This window comes from Sagittula sp. NFXS13 (assembly GCF_040148795.1).
GTDB lineage: Bacteria > Pseudomonadota > Alphaproteobacteria > Rhodobacterales > Rhodobacteraceae > Sagittula > Sagittula marina.
This window is the reverse complement of record NZ_JAGEMH010000002.1, coordinates 317,155-335,738: the sequence shown is the minus strand read 5'-3', so window position 1 is coordinate 335,738 and position 18,584 is coordinate 317,155. Positions and strand designations below refer to the sequence as shown.

The 18,584-nt window shown below is 58.6% G+C and carries 14 protein-coding genes; 5 read left to right on the top strand and 9 right to left on the bottom strand.

Translation table 11 applies throughout. The features are described from left to right. Positions 1–50: 50 nt before the first annotated feature. Entirely contained in the window at positions 51–1,520 is a 1,470-nt protein-coding gene (locus tag J4E08_RS05955) for a transcriptional regulator (RefSeq protein WP_349537697.1), read from the top strand. A 241-nt stretch (positions 1,521–1,761) separates the two neighbouring features. Further along, a complete protein-coding gene (locus J4E08_RS05950; protein WP_349537696.1) occupies positions 1,762–4,551 on the top strand; it encodes a Hint domain-containing protein in 2,790 nt (929 codons plus the stop codon). Here J4E08_RS05950 and J4E08_RS05945 read toward each other — a convergent pair. From J4E08_RS05945 to J4E08_RS05935, 3 genes are all read right to left on the bottom strand, one after another. Beyond that, entirely contained in the window at positions 4,548–5,789 is a 1,242-nt protein-coding gene (locus J4E08_RS05945; protein ID WP_349537695.1) for a lytic murein transglycosylase, read from the bottom strand. The genes J4E08_RS05950 and J4E08_RS05945 overlap by 4 nt on opposite strands. Positions 5,790–7,301: 1,512 nt before the next feature. After that, positions 7,302–8,138 (bottom strand): efflux RND transporter periplasmic adaptor subunit, encoded by an 837-nt coding sequence (locus J4E08_RS05940; protein WP_349537694.1) that lies wholly within the window; start codon positions 8,136–8,138, stop codon positions 7,302–7,304. A gap of 244 nt (positions 8,139–8,382) precedes the next feature. Next, positions 8,383–8,571 (bottom strand): PLD nuclease N-terminal domain-containing protein, encoded by a 189-nt coding sequence (locus J4E08_RS05935; RefSeq protein ID WP_349537693.1) that lies wholly within the window; start codon positions 8,569–8,571, stop codon positions 8,383–8,385. Between the two features lie 564 nt (positions 8,572–9,135). Between J4E08_RS05935 and J4E08_RS05930 the strand changes: the two genes are divergently transcribed. Both J4E08_RS05930 and J4E08_RS05925 read left to right on the top strand, forming a co-directional pair. Further along, the gene (locus tag J4E08_RS05930; RefSeq protein WP_349537692.1) at positions 9,136–9,909 is read left to right on the top strand and encodes a translocase; all 774 of its coding nucleotides are present in this window, start codon (positions 9,136–9,138) and stop codon (positions 9,907–9,909) included. A gap of 25 nt (positions 9,910–9,934) precedes the next feature. After that, entirely contained in the window at positions 9,935–11,500 is a 1,566-nt protein-coding gene (locus J4E08_RS05925) for a phosphate ABC transporter substrate-binding/OmpA family protein (RefSeq protein ID WP_349537691.1), read from the top strand. Here J4E08_RS05925 and radC read toward each other — a convergent pair. The 4 genes from radC to dnaK form a co-directional block, all read right to left on the bottom strand. Continuing rightward, positions 11,497–12,261 (bottom strand): RadC family protein, encoded by a 765-nt coding sequence (gene radC / locus J4E08_RS05920; RefSeq protein WP_349537690.1) that lies wholly within the window; start codon positions 12,259–12,261, stop codon positions 11,497–11,499. The genes J4E08_RS05925 and radC overlap by 4 nt on opposite strands. Positions 12,262–12,296: 35 nt before the next feature. Then, entirely contained in the window at positions 12,297–12,920 is a 624-nt protein-coding gene (locus J4E08_RS05915) for a DedA family protein (protein WP_349537689.1), read from the bottom strand. Positions 12,921–13,023: 103 nt separating this feature from the next. Continuing rightward, positions 13,024–14,169 (bottom strand): molecular chaperone DnaJ, encoded by a 1,146-nt coding sequence (gene dnaJ, locus J4E08_RS05910; protein WP_349537688.1) that lies wholly within the window; start codon positions 14,167–14,169, stop codon positions 13,024–13,026. Between the two features lie 97 nt (positions 14,170–14,266). Beyond that, a complete protein-coding gene (dnaK, locus tag J4E08_RS05905; RefSeq protein WP_183962619.1) occupies positions 14,267–16,192 on the bottom strand; it encodes a molecular chaperone DnaK in 1,926 nt (641 codons plus the stop codon). 293 nt (positions 16,193–16,485) lie between these two features. Here dnaK and J4E08_RS05900 point away from each other — a divergent pair, with 293 nt between their 5' ends. Next, complete coding sequence (locus J4E08_RS05900) at positions 16,486–17,085, top strand: alpha-ketoglutarate-dependent dioxygenase AlkB (RefSeq protein ID WP_349537687.1); 600 nt, start codon at positions 16,486–16,488, stop codon at positions 17,083–17,085. On the opposite strand, the gene J4E08_RS05895 is transcribed toward J4E08_RS05900, so the two are convergent. Both J4E08_RS05895 and J4E08_RS05890 read right to left on the bottom strand, forming a co-directional pair. Then, the gene (locus J4E08_RS05895; protein WP_349537686.1) at positions 17,082–17,699 is read right to left on the bottom strand and encodes an SH3 domain-containing protein; all 618 of its coding nucleotides are present in this window, start codon (positions 17,697–17,699) and stop codon (positions 17,082–17,084) included. The genes J4E08_RS05900 and J4E08_RS05895 overlap by 4 nt on opposite strands. Further along, positions 17,696–18,526: an ABC transporter permease gene (locus tag J4E08_RS05890; RefSeq protein ID WP_183962617.1), complete on the bottom strand. Its 831-nt coding sequence runs from the start codon at positions 18,524–18,526 to the stop codon at positions 17,696–17,698. The genes J4E08_RS05895 and J4E08_RS05890 overlap by 4 nt, the downstream gene beginning before the upstream one ends. Between the last annotated feature and the right edge of the window lie 58 nt (positions 18,527–18,584).

The window sequence follows — 18,584 nt, the reverse complement described above, 5'->3', positions numbered from 1 at the left end:
AGGGGGCGAAAAATCAGGCTCTCGTCGCGCTCCTTGCGCTCAGTCCCGGCATGGAACGTCCACGCCGCTGGCTGGAAGACAAGCTTTGGTCCAGCTTCGGTCCTGAACAAGCCAGCGCCAATCTGCGACAAGCCTTGTCAAAGCTTCGCACCGCTCTTGGCGAGGATGCCGACCTTTTGCAGACCGACCGTGCCAGTATCGGTCTGGATGAGGCTCGCCTCCGCGTCGATCTGCTTGAAGAAGTGGTGCCCGGGAACGAGCGTATCGAGCTGCTCGAAGGGCTGGATGCTCGAGATCCGGAATTCGAAGATTGGCTGAGACAGGAGCGCGCGCAGCTCCAGGCGATGATCGCGCGGGCCGGGCCAAAAGAGATTCGCGGTATTCTGATTACGTGTCGCGTGGATGAGACAGCGCCAGGTCGTGACCGCATGACCTGCGATGTGCTGTCCAATCAGATCGGCGAGAATATATCAGAGCAAGTCCGCGCATGGCGACAGGCCGATCCGGACATGATCGGCTCAACGGATGCGCCACAATCAGATGTCATGATCCAAAGCCAGCTGGTGCATGAAGGCAATGGCCACATGCTGTTCATCAAAGCCATTCACCAACCGACGGCCCGCATTTTGTATTCGAAATTGCAGCGTATCGACCGGCTTGAGGCGATCATGCAATCGGAAACCGAAATCGCGCGGACTGTGTTCGAGGCCGCAGATCAGATCGTCGGGAAATTGCCGCACGTGCTGGCCAAGGACCGGCCAGAGACGCGCTCGACCGCGCTGTCACGTCTGGGCCTTTATCGTATGTTCAGCTTTGATCAGGACGCGCTGCGCGAGGCCTATGGGCTGATGGATCAGGCCTTTCGTCATGATGAGAACGGTCTGTATCTGGCATGGAGCAGTCTGATTCGCCTGACGCAAATGATGGAATTGGCAGAGGCCGATCAGGCCGCGCTGATGGAAGAGGCGGTAGAGCTGTATTATCGCGCCATGGAGCTGGATGCCGACAACGGGCTTGTGCAGGCCATCGTGTCCAAGGTGCGCAGCACGGCCTTTGGAGACACTGCCGGGGTCATGGATTTGGCCCGCACATCGCTGGAGCGCAACCCGACCAGCGCCTATGCCCTGAAATCCATGTCGGAGGCCTATATGGGGTCCGGCGAGTTGCAAAAGGCTTTTGACACCTCAGCGCGGGCGTGCAGCGTGGCGCGGTCCTCCCCGTTCAAACACTACTGGGATACGGGGCATTGCTTCATCTCAATCGCGTGCAACCGCAATGACGAGGCGATCATCGCCGCAGAAGCGGCAACCCGCGCGGCGCCCCTGTCACGACCTGCGCATCGCTCTTTGCTCGCGCTGTACGCTGCGACGGGGGAGCTTCAAAAAGCGCAGAGCGTCGCCGAAAAGATGGCAAAGATCGAACCGGGATTTTCGCTAGATGCGATGGTAAATGACCCCGCGTATCCGGTACGTACGCTGCGCAACAAGGGACTTTTAGAACCGGTGCGCGGCTTGCTGTGATGCGCGCCTGACGAGACCTCGAAGATTCGTGATAATTTCCAGACAATGTTTGTGGTATCTCTAGATTACCCACTAAACAGCCTATTCTAGCCACATTCGCACTGTTTCTAGAGGCTGGAACAGAAGTTCCACGGAAATGAATTGTGCAATGACAGGAAATACGGTCCTCAGTCCTAAGCACTGAACCACTCACAGGCCCGATCGGGTCGTTTTCTGCATGCACAGGTGAAAGGCGCTAAGAATGGCGACGTATTTGGTCACGACGGGCAATTGGAACTCCTCGACCTTCTGGTCGGGGATTGATGCTGTGAACGGCGACACGCTGGACATGAGCGCGTTGGGCGCGGCCTTTTCCGTCGACTTTGACGCCGCCGGGGTCATGACGATCAGCGATGACGTCACGTCCTTCACCATTGGCGACGCGGGGGCCGTGGGCACAGATTCCACGCTGAATAGCGGAAGCCTTAGCGACTTCCAAACGCTGCAACTGAGCCAGGGTGATGATACGGTCACTGCCGACGGCGATGCGAACGTTATCATGGCCGGGGATGGCGACGATTCCATCGACAGCGGTGACGGCGATGACACCGTAGATGGCGGTGCGGGCGATGACACTCTTTCAGGCGGTAGCGGCAACGACAGTCTGACAGGTGGCGACGGCGATGACCTGTTCTTCCTTGAGGACAACTGGCACGACGATACGCTCATCGGTGGCGAGGCCGAGGAAACCGCTGGCGATCGGGTGGATTTCTCGGCGCTGACCAAGGGGGTCGAGGTCAGCTACAGCGCGGACGAGGCGGCGCGCTTCAGCGATGGCGTGGACAGCGGCACCTTTGCCGAGATTGAAAACGTCACGCTGACAGAGCATGCCGATACGCTAGACGCCTCTGCGACGGCAGCCCCGATCAACGCCGAAGGCCTTGGCGGCGATGACAGCATGATCGGGTCCACCGGGGCCGACAGTCTTGATGGCGGCGATGGCAATGACACGCTCCGCGGTGCCGAAGGCAACGATACGATCACCGGTGGGACAGGCGACGACAGCATCTACGGCAATGGGGGAGATGACATCCTCTTCGGCGGTGACGGCTCTGACAGCCTGTATGGCGAAACCGGCAATGATGAGGTCCACGGCGGTGCGGGCGACGACACCGTCGAGGGCAACGAAGGCGACGACACGCTGTATGGCGGCGACGGCAACGACTGGATGCGCGGGTCGTACGACAACGACATCCTGTATGGCGGCGCGGGCGATGATTATCTTTGGGGCGGCTGGGGCGACGATACCTTTGTTATCGAGAATGGCTTTGGCAATGACACCGTCGATGCTGAGGGCGTGGCGGAGACAGACGGCGACGTGCTGGATCTATCGGCTGTCACCGATGACCTGACAGTCGACCTGACCCATGTGAACCCGGAAATCGGCACGGTGACAGACGGCCAGGATACGCTGAACTTCAATGAGATCGAGACCATTCGGTTGGGTGGTGGCCGCGATACGCTGGTGCTGGCCGATGGTTCTGGTGCGGACCGTGTCACCGGATTCGACTTGACCGACAGCGGCGATGGCAGCACCAACGATCAGTTGGACGTCACCGGCCTGACCGACATCGACGGCGCACAGGTGAACACTGCGGACGTGACGGTCACGGATGACGGTGCAGGCAATGCTGTGCTGAGCTTCCCGAATGGCGAAAGCCTGACGCTTATGGGCGTGGCCCCGTCCTCGGTGGCCTCGCCTGCCGTTCTGGCAACCATGGGCATTCCAACCGCACGCGACGAGGTCGTCACCGGAACCTCTGGCGCGGATACCATTGACGCCAGCTACATGGGCGACCCCGAGGGTGATCGGGTGGACGCAGGCGACAATTCTGCGGGAAATGATGACGACAGCATCGAGGCTGGCGCAGGTGACGATTCCGTGGTCGCTGGCGCGGGGAATGACACCGTGCAGGCGGGGGATGGCAACGATACCGTGGAGGGCGGAGCCGGAGACGACAGCCTCGACGGGGGCGCAGGCGCGGACACGCTGCTGGGCGACGCGGGCGCGGATACGTTGATCGGCGGCGATGGCGATGACAGCCTGAGCGGTGGAGATGGGCGCGATACGCTGCTTGGCGGTGCGGGCGACGACGACCTCTCGGGTGGAGCCGGGGGCGACAGCCTGGATGGCGGCAGTGGTGCGGATACGCTTCAGGCAGGCTCCGGTGATACGGTGTTCGGCGGCGACGGGGACGACACGTTCAACACGGGTCCCGCACTGAACAACGGTGGCGCATTTTCCATCACCGGCGGCGAAGGGGATGAGACCCTCGGCGACACGCTGAACATCACCGGACCGGCGACGATCGCCATGATCGGGCCGAAATCGGGCACCGTAAAGTGGCTGGACGGGTCAAAGCTGACCTTTTCCGAGATTGAGAATATCAATTATGTGCCCTGCTTCACGCCCGGCACGAGGATCAAGACCGCCACAGGAGAAGCCGACGTGGCCGACATTCGTGTCGGTGATCGCGTCCTGACACGCGATAATGGATACCAGACGGTGCGCTGGTGTGGGTCAAAATCCCTGACGGGCCGGCAGCTGCACAACGATATCAGCCTTCAGCCTATCCGCATTCGCGCCAATGCCTTTGGGCAAGGAATGCCAGAGCGGGACATGCTGGTCTCTCCGCAGCACCGTGTGTCGCTGAATGGTGCCCTGGTGCAGCTGTTGACTGGCGAAGATGAAGTGCTGGCGGCCTCTGGCAGCCTGACCCACCGCGACCGCATCAAACGTGTCAGCCCGGGCAAGGGCGTGACCTACGTGCACTTCATGTTTGATCGGCATGAATTGGTGAATTCCGATGGCGCGTGGACCGAGAGCTTTCAGCCGGGGGACATGTCACTGGCCGGATTGGACAACCCGCAACGCGAAGAACTCTTCCGACTCTTCCCGGATCTGATCTGTGCCCGAGGGCAGAAACGATACGCCGCTGCCCGCCCGACACTCAAAGCGTATCAGGCGAAGCTGATGACCGAGGCAGTTTAGAGCCTGCGCAGCAAGTCGGGTGAAGGTGTGCCGGTCACGGTCATCCCCTTGGCCTGTTGATAAGCACGAATGGCCGCCTCGGTTTTGTTACCAAGCACGCCATCGGGCTTGCCTGCGTCGAACCCCGCTTGAGACAGGCCGCGCTGCAAATCCTTGCGTTGTTGCAGCGTCAGCCCGTATTGGTCCGCGCCAAATGTACCGACCAAGGGGCCTCCCCCGGCAAGCCGGTTGGCGAGGTAGCTGACGCCCAGCCCATAGTTCTCGGACGGATTGTAGCGCAGGATCGCCTCGAAGTTGCGGAACACCAGAAACGCCGGACGGCCCAAGCCCATTGGCGCAAGGATAGCCGCCGATCCACCAGAAGGCAGAGAGCCACGTGCCGCACGCACGCCCAGGCTTTGCCAGTCAGAGACGCTGCGCTTGCGCGCCTTGCCGATGCCTGCGGTGAACCCTTGCGGCAGGATCACCTCGACAGCCCAGGGCTGCCCGCTTTGCCAGCCAGAGCGTTTGAGGTAATTCGCTGTCGTGCCAAAGGCATCGATCGGGTTGTCACCCCAAACATCCCGACGCCCGTTGCCGTCAAAATCCACGGCAAAGTTTTGAAACGCGTTCGGCATCAGCTGAGTATGGCCTGACGCACCGGCCCAACTGCCCAGCAGTTCCGACGGGCGCGCATCGCCGGATTGGATCATCCGCAAAGCGTCCGTCAGGTTGGATTCAAAAAACGCTCCGCGCCGCCCTTCCCACGCGAGTGTGGTCGTGGAGGAAATCACCGGAATCTGACCGCGACGGGTGCCGAAATAGCTTTCCACACCCCAGATCGCGGCGAGAACATCCGCGCTGACCCCGTAGCGTGCGGCGACCGATTGTAGTGCGCTGTTTTGTTGCGCAACGGCCCGTTGACCGAATGCGACCTTTTCCTCTGGCGCGACAAGCGCGAGATAGTCCTCAAGCGAGCGGTTGAATTCCGTCTGGTTGCGGTCACGCTCCACAACGCCGGGCAGATAGCCCTGCCCACGAAAGGCGACGTCCAAGGTTCCGGCAGAAATCCCGCGCGCTTGTGCCCGCCCGCGAAATGCCTGTACCCAAGTGTCAAAGGAGGCGTTCGGCATCGGCCGGAACTCCGGGCCAAGCGCGGCTGGATCGCTCGGACCAACCCGCATAGCGCCACCGCTTCCGCAGGCCGCCAATCCCAGCGCCGAAGCACCCAGTATCATATTTCTACGAGTCAAGATCATAGTTTGTTCCGCCGCAGCACGTGTATAAGAAGCGCCACACTAGCGGTGTAATGGCATCGGCTGCAATGACAGAGAGATCAAGCGCTGCGCACTTCCCTCAGGTAATGCTTGCTTCGTAAATGACTAAGCCGATCAGCGCCAGAGCGCACAGGGTCAGCACCCAGAACCAGTATCGATTTCGTAACGGAGTTGGTCTGAAACAATAGGAGCAAACGGCTGCTCCCATAGCGAGCTCGTGATTACACCGGCACCGAAAAATGCGCAGTTTTTTCTCGGCCATAAAACGCCTTTCATTAGTTACCCTACCCCCGGCAGGAATATTCTCCGCATCAAACCCGCACGTAGAGCCTAATACACTTCTCTTTCGACGGACCTTGCCAGTATGGCGCTGGCCTCCGCCCTTCAGTCGTTCGCGCAGTCTTTCACAACTATACCGATATGTAACTTAAAAGCTCAAGGTTGACGCTACGATACATAAACGCATGAATTTTAAGATAGTTTCACAGATGGTGGGCATTTTCGGCAATCAAATGCGCCAATCTGCGTCTGCCCTCACATCATGGCTGTCTCTGATCGACGAAGACGGAAGAGCCCTCCGGAAGCCGAAACCCGCCATAGGCCTGTGGTCGGAAATGGTCGCCGCCATGACCCTGCCCCCTGCACGCAGCCGTTCGTCAAGACGCCACCCGTTTCAAATCGAGCAGCCCCCATCCACATCAAAGGTCTCGGCACACTCGTGATCAGGTCGCTCTGGACCGGCGGCGCGAACGCTCCTTTCGGCCGTGGGTATATGAGCAGTTTGATCGGTAAAGAGATACTTTCGCGCCTTACCTTCTGCTATGCAGATCTTGGCGTAAGATGCACCTACGGCACCCCTGATCCCTTTGTGCCCGCAAGAAAAGAACGACTAGGTAGACGCTTTGGCGCAAGGTAGATGCATCTGCATCCTAGGCGAAATTTCGTGGCCTTCGGTCGTTTTCATCACCCACCTTCGTTTGACGTGATCTCGTTCAGCGCGATACTCCTGCTCACATTCCGAAGACCATATTGAGAAACTGTGGAGCCAGCCCAATGCTTTGCGCCGCTTGTGGATGAGAAGCTGCCCGAGCATCGCCACGAAAATCATGTTTCTTGTGGCGATACGCGAAACAACCTTGGCTTATTGTGGTTAGCAAGGAATGCACTCGCGATGGACCTGACTTGGTTCGGCTGAAGTTTTGTCCGTTTCGAACATATCGGCCGATGCCCAAAAGTCGCCCTACCCTTTTCAGATAGGAACACAAGGCGGTGCGCTAATCCGCTTGAGGTGCGCAGCGGAAGCGGACCTCTAAATCGACGGCATCGCGCATTTGCGCGGCAAGGATATTGCGTCAGGACTGAACGGGATATCTTTCTTGCCAAGTCACTCGCGGGAAAGTCAATCTCAAATGGGCGTCCGCAACATCCTTGCACAAAGGTCACAAACACCCACAGGAACTGTCGTCCGATACCGCTTCACATTTTACGGACAGCTTAAGAGGGGTCCAAAAGGCCGTCGATCCGAAGGTCCTGCGCATTCACGACAAGTGACCGACCCGCGGCCCCAAACATGCGCACCACAAGATGATCGGACCCGCGCTCAATGATCTCCACCTCCAGAGGCTCGACGCCAAGACCGTCGGGTGAGATCAGGTATACGGCATTCCCCTCAAGAGCGCCGGCCGGAATGCGAAACACATCTGTCGCGCCCACCATCTCAACTTCGACGGCTTCATTGAGATACAAGCCAGGCGCGCAATCCTCAGAAAGGTCAATTGTGGTTTTGACATATTGGCTTTCAAGGTCCGCCTCCGTCTCGATCCAGGTAATGCGTCCCGCACAGCTTTCCCCGTTGCCGCGAACCACTTTTGCCTCCGTGCCACGCGCCACGGGAACACCGCCAGTCCCGGTCAGCCGCGAAATGAGAACATAAACATCCACGGCCTCGCGTTTGGGATCATAGTTTTCTGCGGCAAGCTCACCTTCGGAGACACAGGCACCGACACGCGGATCAAAGCCCAGCAAAACACCGTCGAACGGTGCGGCCAATCTCAATGCGGCACGCTCGATCTCCGCCGTCTTCAAATCCAATTCATCAATCTCTACGGCGATTTCGGCACGGGTGTAGGCCAATTGGGCACTGGCGATCGCCTCACGTGCCTGATCTGCGCCAAACCGTGCATCCAACATCCGGCGCTCCACCGCCTCCATGGTGGTTTTATTGATCAATCCCCGCCGAAACATGGTTCGGTTTCGGTCAAACTCCTTGGCCCCGAAGTCCGTCTCCTCAATACGACGGCGCTCCGCGGCCTTGGCCGATGAAACCGCCATTGCCTCCTCCGCCACTGCGGCGTTGAGATCGAAAGGCTTCGCAGGGCCAGACCTTGATATCACTCATTTTGCAGGCACCAAAAACAACATCCTCAGCATCGCGACGATGGTAATTTTTTTCGCGGGTCAGAAAAAGCGCCGGTCAGGCCCAGTTGCCGCAAGCCAATTTATCAACTCAATTCGAACCTGGCACAGAAAAGGCGACTTCAACAGAAGCCGCCTTTCTTCAAGACATTAAATCAGCTTATACGTGTACGCGAGTTCCGCCACGTGGGCCTGCAACCAACCAAGCGATAAAGCCGAGGACCGGCAGGATCAGAATGGCGAGCGTCCAGACAATCTTGGCAAGCGTCGATGCGCCTGAGGTCAGTGTCTGATAAATCGCGTAGATGTCCAGAACGAGGATGATGAGGCCGAAAATACCATATTCCATTTCAAGTGCTCCCGTGTTGCGTGTCCTGATCTAGAAACAAACAAAACGTAATTTAGTTCCCCCTTCTTGAACCTCGACAGTGCCAAAATCCTGATTTTTCATTTACGACAAGCGCCACCTGAAGGCGAAATCAACGCGTGATAATCTGCCTTTGCCCGCATATCGAAAGAGAAATGCCCTGATGAATCCGCGTGCACGCCCTAGATTCGTCACGTTTCGGCGCGATTTCTGACCATCAGTTAAAAGGTGCAGGAGTTCCAGATGTCAGATCAAAGCGTGCCTTCAAAAGATCGCAAGAGAACCATCACCCTCGGCGGTGTCACGCTGCTTTGCGCTTTGGGGACGGGCTATACGATGCAATATGGCGTCTCCCTGCCGGGCCAATCCGCGCCCGCTGTCGCGACCCAGGATCTGGAGCTCAGCGATATCAATCAGACTTCTTCCGCTCTGGTTGGTGCCCCTCGCGCGCCGTTGGTTTCGGCCACAGATGCACCTGTCGCTCTGGGCGCACATTCGCCCGAGGCACTTGTTATGCAATCACCTCAGACCGCGTCTGTCGCAACATTGCCGAGCTTCACCACTGCTCCCGCAAAGCTCACTTTGGCCGCCGTAGAAACGGACCTGCCGAAGCAGCCGAGCCAAGCGCCGGCCTTGCCCGTCTGCGACATCGTGATGACCGCGACAGCATCCGCCGGTGCAATGGTTGATATTGAGCTAACGGCTCCTTGCCACCCGTCGGAGCGCGTTACTTTGCATCACCACGGCATGATGTTCACCGAGGTCACGTCCGCCGAAGGTGCGCTGTCCGTTTCGGTCCCGGCGCTGTCGGACACCGCGCTGATCATTGCATCCTTCGCCACTGGTGACGGTGCAACAGCGATGGCTGACGTGCCGGCCCTACCATTCTACGACCGCGTCGCCGTGCAGTGGATTGGCAACACAGGCCTTGGTTTACACGCCCGCGAATTCGGCGCTGACTATTTCGCGCCCGGCCACATTCACGCCGATGCTGCAGGCGACCTCGCGGTCACCGCACGCGGCGAAGGCGGCTTTCTAACACCGCTGGGAAACCCAGCCATCCCTGATCCGCAACTGGCGGAGGTCTATTCCTTCCCAAAAAGCGTGGCGGCACGCAACGGCGACATCACCCTCACGGTTGAGGCTGAGATCTCCGACGCCAACTGCGACCGCACAATCGAAGCGCAAACACTTGAAATCCGTGACGGTGCCGGCCTGCGCACCCGCAACCTGACTCTGGACATGCCAAGCTGCGAGGCTACGGGTGACTTTCTTGTGTTGAAAAACCTCGTCGAAGACCTGACTATCGCCGCAAGATAAAATCAGGCGATCCACGAGGGGCACCATGACCATTCAACGTGCGGCGATCTTCGCCGCACTTTTCTGTGTGCAGATTTTGTGCCTTCCATTCTCGGCCCGCGCTCAGGATATCACTCTCAGCTCACGCGACGGATCGATCGAACTCAAAGGCACGCTTCTTGGGTTCGACGGCGAATTCTACCGCATCGACACCCGCTTTGGCATACTAACGGTCGACGGCTCTGGCGTGTCCTGCACTGGCATTGGTTGCCCATCTCTGATCGACTACGTGGCCGACCTCCAGATATCTGGCTCAGCCACGTTGGGCCGCGTCATGCTACCCGCCCTGATCGAAGCCTTCGCCATGCGCTCCGGCCTAGCCACCCATCGCGAGACCGAAGACGCCAACCAGTTCACCTACACGCTGACAAATATGCGCACGTCGAAACCCGTCGGGCGTTTTCATTTTCGTGTCTCAAACACGGACGACGGCTTTGTAGACCTTCTCAGCCGTGACGCCGATATCGTGATGGCCCTGCGTGAAATCCGCCCCGCAGAGGCGAAGCTTGCCCGCGAAGCCGGACTGGGTGACCTCACACTTGCAAACCGCTCGACTGTTTTGGCACTGGATGCGCTGGTGCCCGTGATCTCACCCAGCAATCCGGTGGACCGCCTATCCGTTTCGGAATTGGTTAAAATCCTCTCCGGTCAGGAAACCAATTGGAAAGCGTTCGGTGGACCTGACGCGCCGATCACGGTTCACATGCGTGACGCCGCCAGTGGGTTGGCGCAAAGTGTTGAGGATCGATTGCTCAAGCCAGGTCGTGCCACCCTTGGCCCGGTCACGCGGCACGCTTCGAACACTGAATTGTCAGACGCCGTCGCCCGCGACCCCTTCGGCATTGCTTTGGCAAGCTTTTCCGAGATCGGGAACACGAAGGCCTTGCCGGTGTCCGGGCCTTGCGGCTTCGACCTGCACGCTGCGCGCCGCACGGTAAAGACAGAGGACTATCCGCTGACCACCCCCGCCTTTCTTTATATGCCAGCGCGGCGACTGCCCGCTTTGGCCCGCGATTTCCTGAAGTTTACTCGCAGCACACAGGCGCAGATCGTCATTCGCCGCGCCGGTTTCGTCGATCAGTCAACGGAGGAGGTTCGTTCTGATCTGCAAGGAGACCGCCTCGCAAATGCGATCCTGGTGGCCGATGGAGTAGAGGGACTAAAGAACCTGCAACGGCTGACAAAAACCTTGTTACCAATGCGACGGCTCACCACCTCTTTTCGTTTCGAAACTGGCTCATCTCGGCTTGACGCTCAGTCGCGCTCCAACGTGTTGCAACTGGCACGCGCTTTGGAAAGCGGCACCTACGACGGGCGAAAAGTTCTTTTCGTCGGTTTTTCGGATGCGGTTGGTCCCGCCGAGGCAAATCTGAGCATTGCACACAAACGTGCCGAGGCCGTACGCATTGCGGTGGAACTTGCCGCTGAAACCGCCAATTTCGAGAGTGTTACGCTCTCTTCAGACGCCTTCGGCGAGGCGATGCCCATGGCATGTGACGACACCTCTTGGGGGCGCGAGGTGAACCGCAGGGTCGAAGTCTGGGTGCGTTAAAGCAATCCCTCAGCGCGAAAGCTCAATTCCCGCGACTTGCCGATCACCAGGTGATCGTGCAGCACAATCCCCAAAGCCTCCGCCGCCTGCTGGACCTGTTCGGTCACCACGATATCTGCCTCAGAAGGAGTCGGGTCGCCAGAGGGGTGATTGTGCACCAAGATCAACGCTGTGGCATTCAATTCAAGCGCGCGTTTCACTACCTCTCGGGGGTAGACCGGAACATGATCCACTGTGCCTTGCGCCTGTTGTTCATCCGCAATCAGCACGTTTTTGCGGTCAAGGTAAAGCACGCGGAATTGCTCGATATCGCCATGCGCCATGGCAGTCTGACAATACTCCAGCAAAGCGTTCCAACCACTTAGTATCGGTTTTTGTAGCACGCGCGATCTAGCCAACCTGTGCGCGGCCGCCTCGATGACCTTCAACTCGCAGATAACCGCGTCGCCAACACCTGAGACCTCCGACAGTCGATGTGTCGGAGCCGACAACACCCCATTGTAGTCGCCAAAGGTTTCTAGCAGCAGCCGCGCCAAAGGCTTCACATCCCGGCGTGGAATAGCTCGGAACAGCACAAGTTCCAGCATTTCATAATCTGGCAAGGCCTCTGGTCCGCCGATCAAGAAACGCTCGCGCAGGCGAGCGCGATGATCACGGATGTAGGAAGGCGACTTCTCTGCTCTAGGCGCGCCCTGCGGTGGCACCTCGTCATGCGCGAAAAGCGCCGCTTGGGAGTCAGAGAAATGCTGAGACCGTGTCATAAACACAGTCTCAACCGATCTTCATGAAAAACTGGTTAATGCGCTTTCTGGCCCGAGATCCCGTTGCGCTTGTTGTACGTGACGACACGCCAGAGATAGACGGCGAACAAGCCAACGACCACAACGGTGCTGACTGGGTCCAACCATGCACTCACGGTCTCGTATCCGCCCTCCAGCCAGTAGCCGGCCATCGTTAGGGCCGCAGTCCAAGCCACAGTGCCCAATGCACTGAAACCCAAGAACAAAGCACGGTTCATTCTGCGCACGCCGGCAGGCACTGATATCAACGTCCGCACCGTTGGGATCAGGCGCCCAATCAACACCGCGCCGCTGTCGTGGCGATCAAACCACGCGTTTGCACGGTCCAACTCATCAGGCGACACCCCCAACCAGCGACCGTGCTTGTGTGTCAAACGACAGACGCGGTCAAATCCGACCCGCCGCGCAAGCCAATACCAAAGGTACGCCCCCGCTAGGGATCCTGCGCTTCCCGAAAGGATCACCACCCATAGCGACATGTCTCCGCGGGCGGCGTTGAAACCGGCGAGCGGCATAATCAATTCTGACGGGATCGGAGGAAATACATTTTCAAGGAACATCAGGAACGCTACCCCGAGCGCGCCCATGGAATCGATCAGGCCTGTGATCCAGTCGAACATACGCAGTGCTTTCCATACAAAAGGGTTCGGGGATGAAACCCGAACCCTTGGTCTTTTGTTCCAATTAACTGGCAACGACCTGCGCGGGAAGCGCAACGTCGTTTTAGCCCTTCATTGAATCCCAGAAATGCTTCACAGAACTGAAGAAGCTCTTGCTCTCCGGGTTATTGTCTTCGCTCAGATCTTCGAACTCACGCAAGAGATCTTTCTGACGCGATGTCAGATTGACCGGCGTTTCGACTGCGAGCTCAATGAACATATCACCCGAGGAACCACCACGCAGCGCAGGCATACCCTTGCCCCGCAACCGCATCTGGCGACCCGATTGCGATCCCGACGGGATCTTCACTCGCGAGCGTCCACCATCGATAGTCGGAACTTCAATGTCACCGCCCAACGCCGCCGTTGCCATGGACACCGGCACCCGGCAATGCAGCTCGGTGGCTTCGCGCTCAAAGATCTTGTGCGGCTCGACCTCGATGAAGATGTACAGGTCACCCGGAGGGCCACCGCGCATCCCGGCCTCGCCCTCACCTGCAAGACGGATGCGCGTGCCCGTTTCCACCCCTGCAGGGATGTTCACCGACAGCGCGCGTTCCTTTTGAACGCGCCCCGCACCCTGGCAATTGTTGCAGGGATTCTTGATGATCTGTCCCATACCCGAACAGGTCGGACAGGTTCGTTCTACGGTAAAGAAGCCTTGCGTTGCGCGCACCTTCCCCATGCCCGAACACGTCGGACAAGTGGTCGGCTCTGTCCCGCCTTCTGAGCCGGAGCCATTGCAGACGTTACATTGCACCGAGGTCGGTACATTGATTGTCTTGGCCAAGCCGTTGAAGGCATCTTCAAGTGTTATGCGCAGGTTATAACGCAGGTCTGCGCCACGCGCGGCACGGCGACCGCCACCTTGACGCCCGCCCATGAAGTCGCCGAACAAATCGTCGAACACGTCGGAAAAGGCACTGGCGAAATCCGGGTTGCCAGCTTGTCCGCCGGGACGGCCTCCGCCGCCACCCATGCCACCTTCAAAGGCCGCATGACCAAACCGGTCGTAGGCCGCCTTTTTCTCCGCGTCCTTCAGAACGTCGTAGGCTTCGTTTGCTTCCTTGAATTGGTTCTCGGCCTCGGGGTTATCCGAGTTGCGGTCCGGGTGAAGTTCCTTGGCCTTCTTGCGATAGGCTTTCTTGATCTCATCCGCCGAAGACCCCTTCGCCACACCGAGCACATCGTAATAATCACGCTTGGACATATGTCCTCCTCTCGGCCCGAATTGACTGACACACGGTCAGAAGAAAGGGCCGGCCCGGAGTCCGGACCGGCCCCTCTCGGTTTTCCGGGCGCGTGCCTTAGGCCCGCTTGTCGTTGTCCAGATCCTCGAAGTCAGCATCGACGATTGTGTCGTCGTCCGCGTTCCCCTGCGACTCATCAGCGGCTTGCGGGCCATCCGAGTCACTTTCGGCGGCGGACGCCTTGTAGATCGCCTCACCCAGACGCATGGACGCCTCGGTGACGTTCTGGATGCCGGACTTGAGCTTCTCGGCGGACACATCGTCCTTTTCGAGATCGTCCTTCAGAGCAGCCACAGCTAATTCGATTGCTTCGACGGTCGATGGATCGACCTTGTCGCCGTGCTCCTCGACGTGCTTCTCGGTCTGGTGGATCAGGCTCTCTGCCTGGTTCTTCGCTTCCACCAGCTCTTTGCGGTCCTTGTCCGCGTCGGCGTTCTCTTCCGCCTCGCGCACCATACGCTCGATATCTTCTTCGGTCAGACCGCCGGACGCCTGGATCGTGATCTTCTGCTCTTTGTTGGTGCCTTTGTCTTTGGCCCCAACCGACACGATGCCGTTGGCGTCGATGTCAAAGGTCACTTCGATCTGCGGCATGCCGCGCGGTGCCGGCGGGATGTCCTCCAGGTTGAACTGGCCGAGCATCTTGTTGTCCGCCGCCATCTCGCGCTCACCTTGGAACACCCGGATCGTCACAGCGTTCTGGTTGTCCTCGGCGGTGGAGAAAACCTGAGACTTCTTCGTCGGGATCGTGGTGTTGCGGTCGATAAGACGCGTGAACACGCCACCCAGCGTTTCGATGCCCAAGCTCAGCGGTGTCACGTCGAGCAGGACCACGTCCTTGACGTCGCCTTGCAGAACACCAGCCTGAATGGCGGCGCCCATGGCAACAACTTCGTCAGGGTTCACACCCTTGTGCGGCTCCTTGCCGAAGAACTTCGTCACCTCTTCGATGACTTTCGGCATACGTGTCTGACCACCGACCAAGACGATCTCGTCGATATCGGATGTGGACAGGCCCGCGTCCTTGAGAGCAGCCTGACATGGCTTGATCGACGCTTTGATCAGATCGCCAACAAGGCTTTCCAGCTTGGCGCGGGTCAGCTTCATCACGAGGTGCAGCGGCGTGCCGCCGGAGCCCATCGAAATGAACGGCTGGTTGATCTCGGTTTGCGTGGCCGAGGACAGTTCGATCTTGGCTTTCTCGGCGGCCTCTTTGAGGCGCTGCAGAGCCATCTTGTCCTTGGTCAGGTCGACCTGATGCTCTTTCTTGAACTGGTCCGCGAGGTAGTTCACGATCCGCATGTCAAAGTCTTCACCACCAAGGAACGTGTCACCGTTGGTGGATTTAACTTCGAACAGACCATCGTCGATTTCGAGGATGGTCACGTCGAACGTGCCGCCACCAAGGTCATAGACCGCGATGGTGCGGGTTTCTTTCTTGTCGAGACCATAGGCCAGCGCAGCCGCCGTCGGCTCGTTGATGATGCGCAGAACTTCGAGGCCGGCAATCTTGCCCGCGTCCTTGGTCGCCTGACGCTGGGCGTCGTTGAAGTACGCCGGAACGGTGATAACCGCCTGCGTCACTTCTTCACCAAGATAGCTCTCGGCGGTTTCTTTCATCTTCTGCAGCGTGAAGGCAGAGATCTGCGAGGGAGAGAATTTCTCGCCACGAATCTCGACCCAGGCGTCGCCGTTTCCACCGTCCACGATCTTGTACGGAACGATGTCCTTGTCCTTGGTCACTTCGGCGTCGGTGGTGCGACGGCCGATCAGACGCTTGACAGCAAATACGGTGTTTTCCGGGTTGGTCACAGCCTGACGTTTTGCTGGCTGGCCCACCAAACGTTCATCTTCGGTGAAACCGACGATGGAGGGCGTTGTACGTGCCCCTTCGGCGTTCTCGATAACACGTGCCTGCGAACCATCCATGATAGCGACGCAGGAGTTCGTGGTCCCGAGGTCGATGCCAATCACTTTACCCATGATTTCGATCCCTTTCTGTCTCAAGGCGATACAACGAGGCGATGGACCCATTTTGGCGACCACACCCCGCATTCATTTACGCTGGCAGAGGACCTGCCACCGCGTTCGGAGGGTATATAAGGAGCGCCCCGCGCTTTGCCAAGCATTCGGACCCTCGCAAATCTTCGGATTCTTGCTGCAACAGGCAACTGGCCCCGTTTGACGTCGCGGGAACCGCCCATTTTGGCGAGAATTTCAGGCGCTATAGCGTGAAATCCTTGGCAACTGGTTTCAAACGGGCCAGTTTTCCCGACATGACAGAGCTAAAGATCAAAGGGTTTCGCATTTTTCCCGGCGCTTTGGACCGCGCGGCCCAGCTAGCCGTCGTGGACGATGTCCGCGAGGTGCTGCGCGCAGCGCCTCTGGTCCGACCTCGCACCCGACGCGGACCGATGTCCGTGCGCATGTCTGCGGCGGGCGAATTTGGCTGGATCAGCGACACGCGCGGCTACCGCTACGAAAAACACCATCCGGACGGACAGGCATGGCCCCCGATTCCCGCCAGCATTCTTGCGCTTTGGGACCGGTTTGCCGACTGCGAGCGCGCACCAGAATGCTGCCTGATCAACTGGTACGCCGAGGACGCCCGTATGGGCCTGCATCAGGACAAAGACGAGCAGGACTACGATTGCCCGGTGCTGTCTGTCTCTCTGGGGGACGACGCCCTGTTTCGCATGGGCGGAGAGGACCGCAAAGACAGCACCCAATCTCACTGGCTGACGTCTGGCGACGTGGTGCTGCTGACCGGCACATCGCGGCGCGCCTTTCACGGCGTAGACCGCGTACGTCCCGGCTCATCGACGCTCTTTTCAGAAGGCGGGCGATTGAACCTGACATTGCGCGTCGTGACCTAGTCCGTCAGGGAACAACAGCCACCATAAGTCGGCCCCTGCGATCCGGTCACAAAGACCGTCGCGTCCAACCCGTAGATACGGTCCGACATGCCGTCGGTGCAGGTGCCCGGCGTGATCACCACCGCAATTTCGCGCGCGGCGCCGACGCCGCGCATGGCATATTTTTCTACCTCGGCTGGTAGCCTGCCCAGGGCTCCGATCTGGAACACATCCACCAGCGGAGTATCGAGACGGCGGAGCTGCGCAGTCTCTTCCGGCACGATTTCCAGATCCCAGAACGGCTCTGTCCCGGAGCATCGCAGCCCTTGGGCATTGGCGACACTTTCATCCGCCCGGCGCTCAAGGAAGCGCAAAGATGCCCAGCCCACCCCTTCATCCAGATTGAAACGCGCCCAATTGCCTTGGATTGCCGTCACCTCGACCCGGGTTTCATCGTGGTTCAATGACCCGATCACAGGATTGCCGACCCCTGGCCCGCTGCGCACGTTCAAAACGTCGTCCGTCCGCACACCCGTTACATCATACATCGCCGGAAGCTCCTGCGCATGAACAGCTTCACCGAGCAAAGCCGCAAAGATCATCACAAGACGCATGAGGTACGCGCGCGCAATCATTGACGCGCACTCCACGACGCAGAGGCATGCTTTCGCGTGTAAAATTCGCCCATCAGGCCAATCATGATCAACACCAGAGACAGGTACAGTGGATATTCCCAGTTCGAGTTGTGCGGATTGTAATCCTTGAACGCATATCCACGAGACTGGTCAATCGTGTGGAACAACGGGTTCCAGTCGAACATGACAACCATGTATCCTGGCAGCGTGTTGGCCACGAACATCTTGCCCGAGGCAATCATGTTTGCCCGCTGGTAAATTGTCGAAATGATCCCAACAGGCGAAGGCGCCCAAGGCTTGACCGCCAGAAACACCAGCCCGATCGCAGCCCCGGAGAACCAGGACAATATGACCATTAACATGCATCCAATCGGGTCGTGGATCTCCTGCAGAACGAACGGATTGAAAGCCACATCGTACACAAACAGGACCAAGATCAGCGATAGCATCTGGATGTATAGCGAAGACACCATCCCGGACAGGATAGCGATCATCGTGTTCATCGGGGCGTGTTGCATCATCGGGCTGGCCGGCCCCTCTGACCCGGCAACGGCGCCCATTGTCTTGCTGTGCGTCAGGTATAGAAAAACACCCGTCATGATGTAGACCATGAAATCGCCGCGCAACGCCGCGCCCTTCATGCCCATGATCGAAAACATCGCGTAAAATGCGAGCACAAAAATGATCGTTTGCAGCAGATTGATAAAAATCGCCATAAAGGCGTTTTCATGCGTTTTGCGCACCGCCCGGACAGAATTGTGGTAGATCAGCTCACATATGTTGAGCGCCGACTCCAACTTGGATTTCGGGCGGTACGTCTGAAACATTGACCACTCCACTGCCACGGCATTTTCGCCGCTGCCTGCCTATTTATAGGGCGAATTT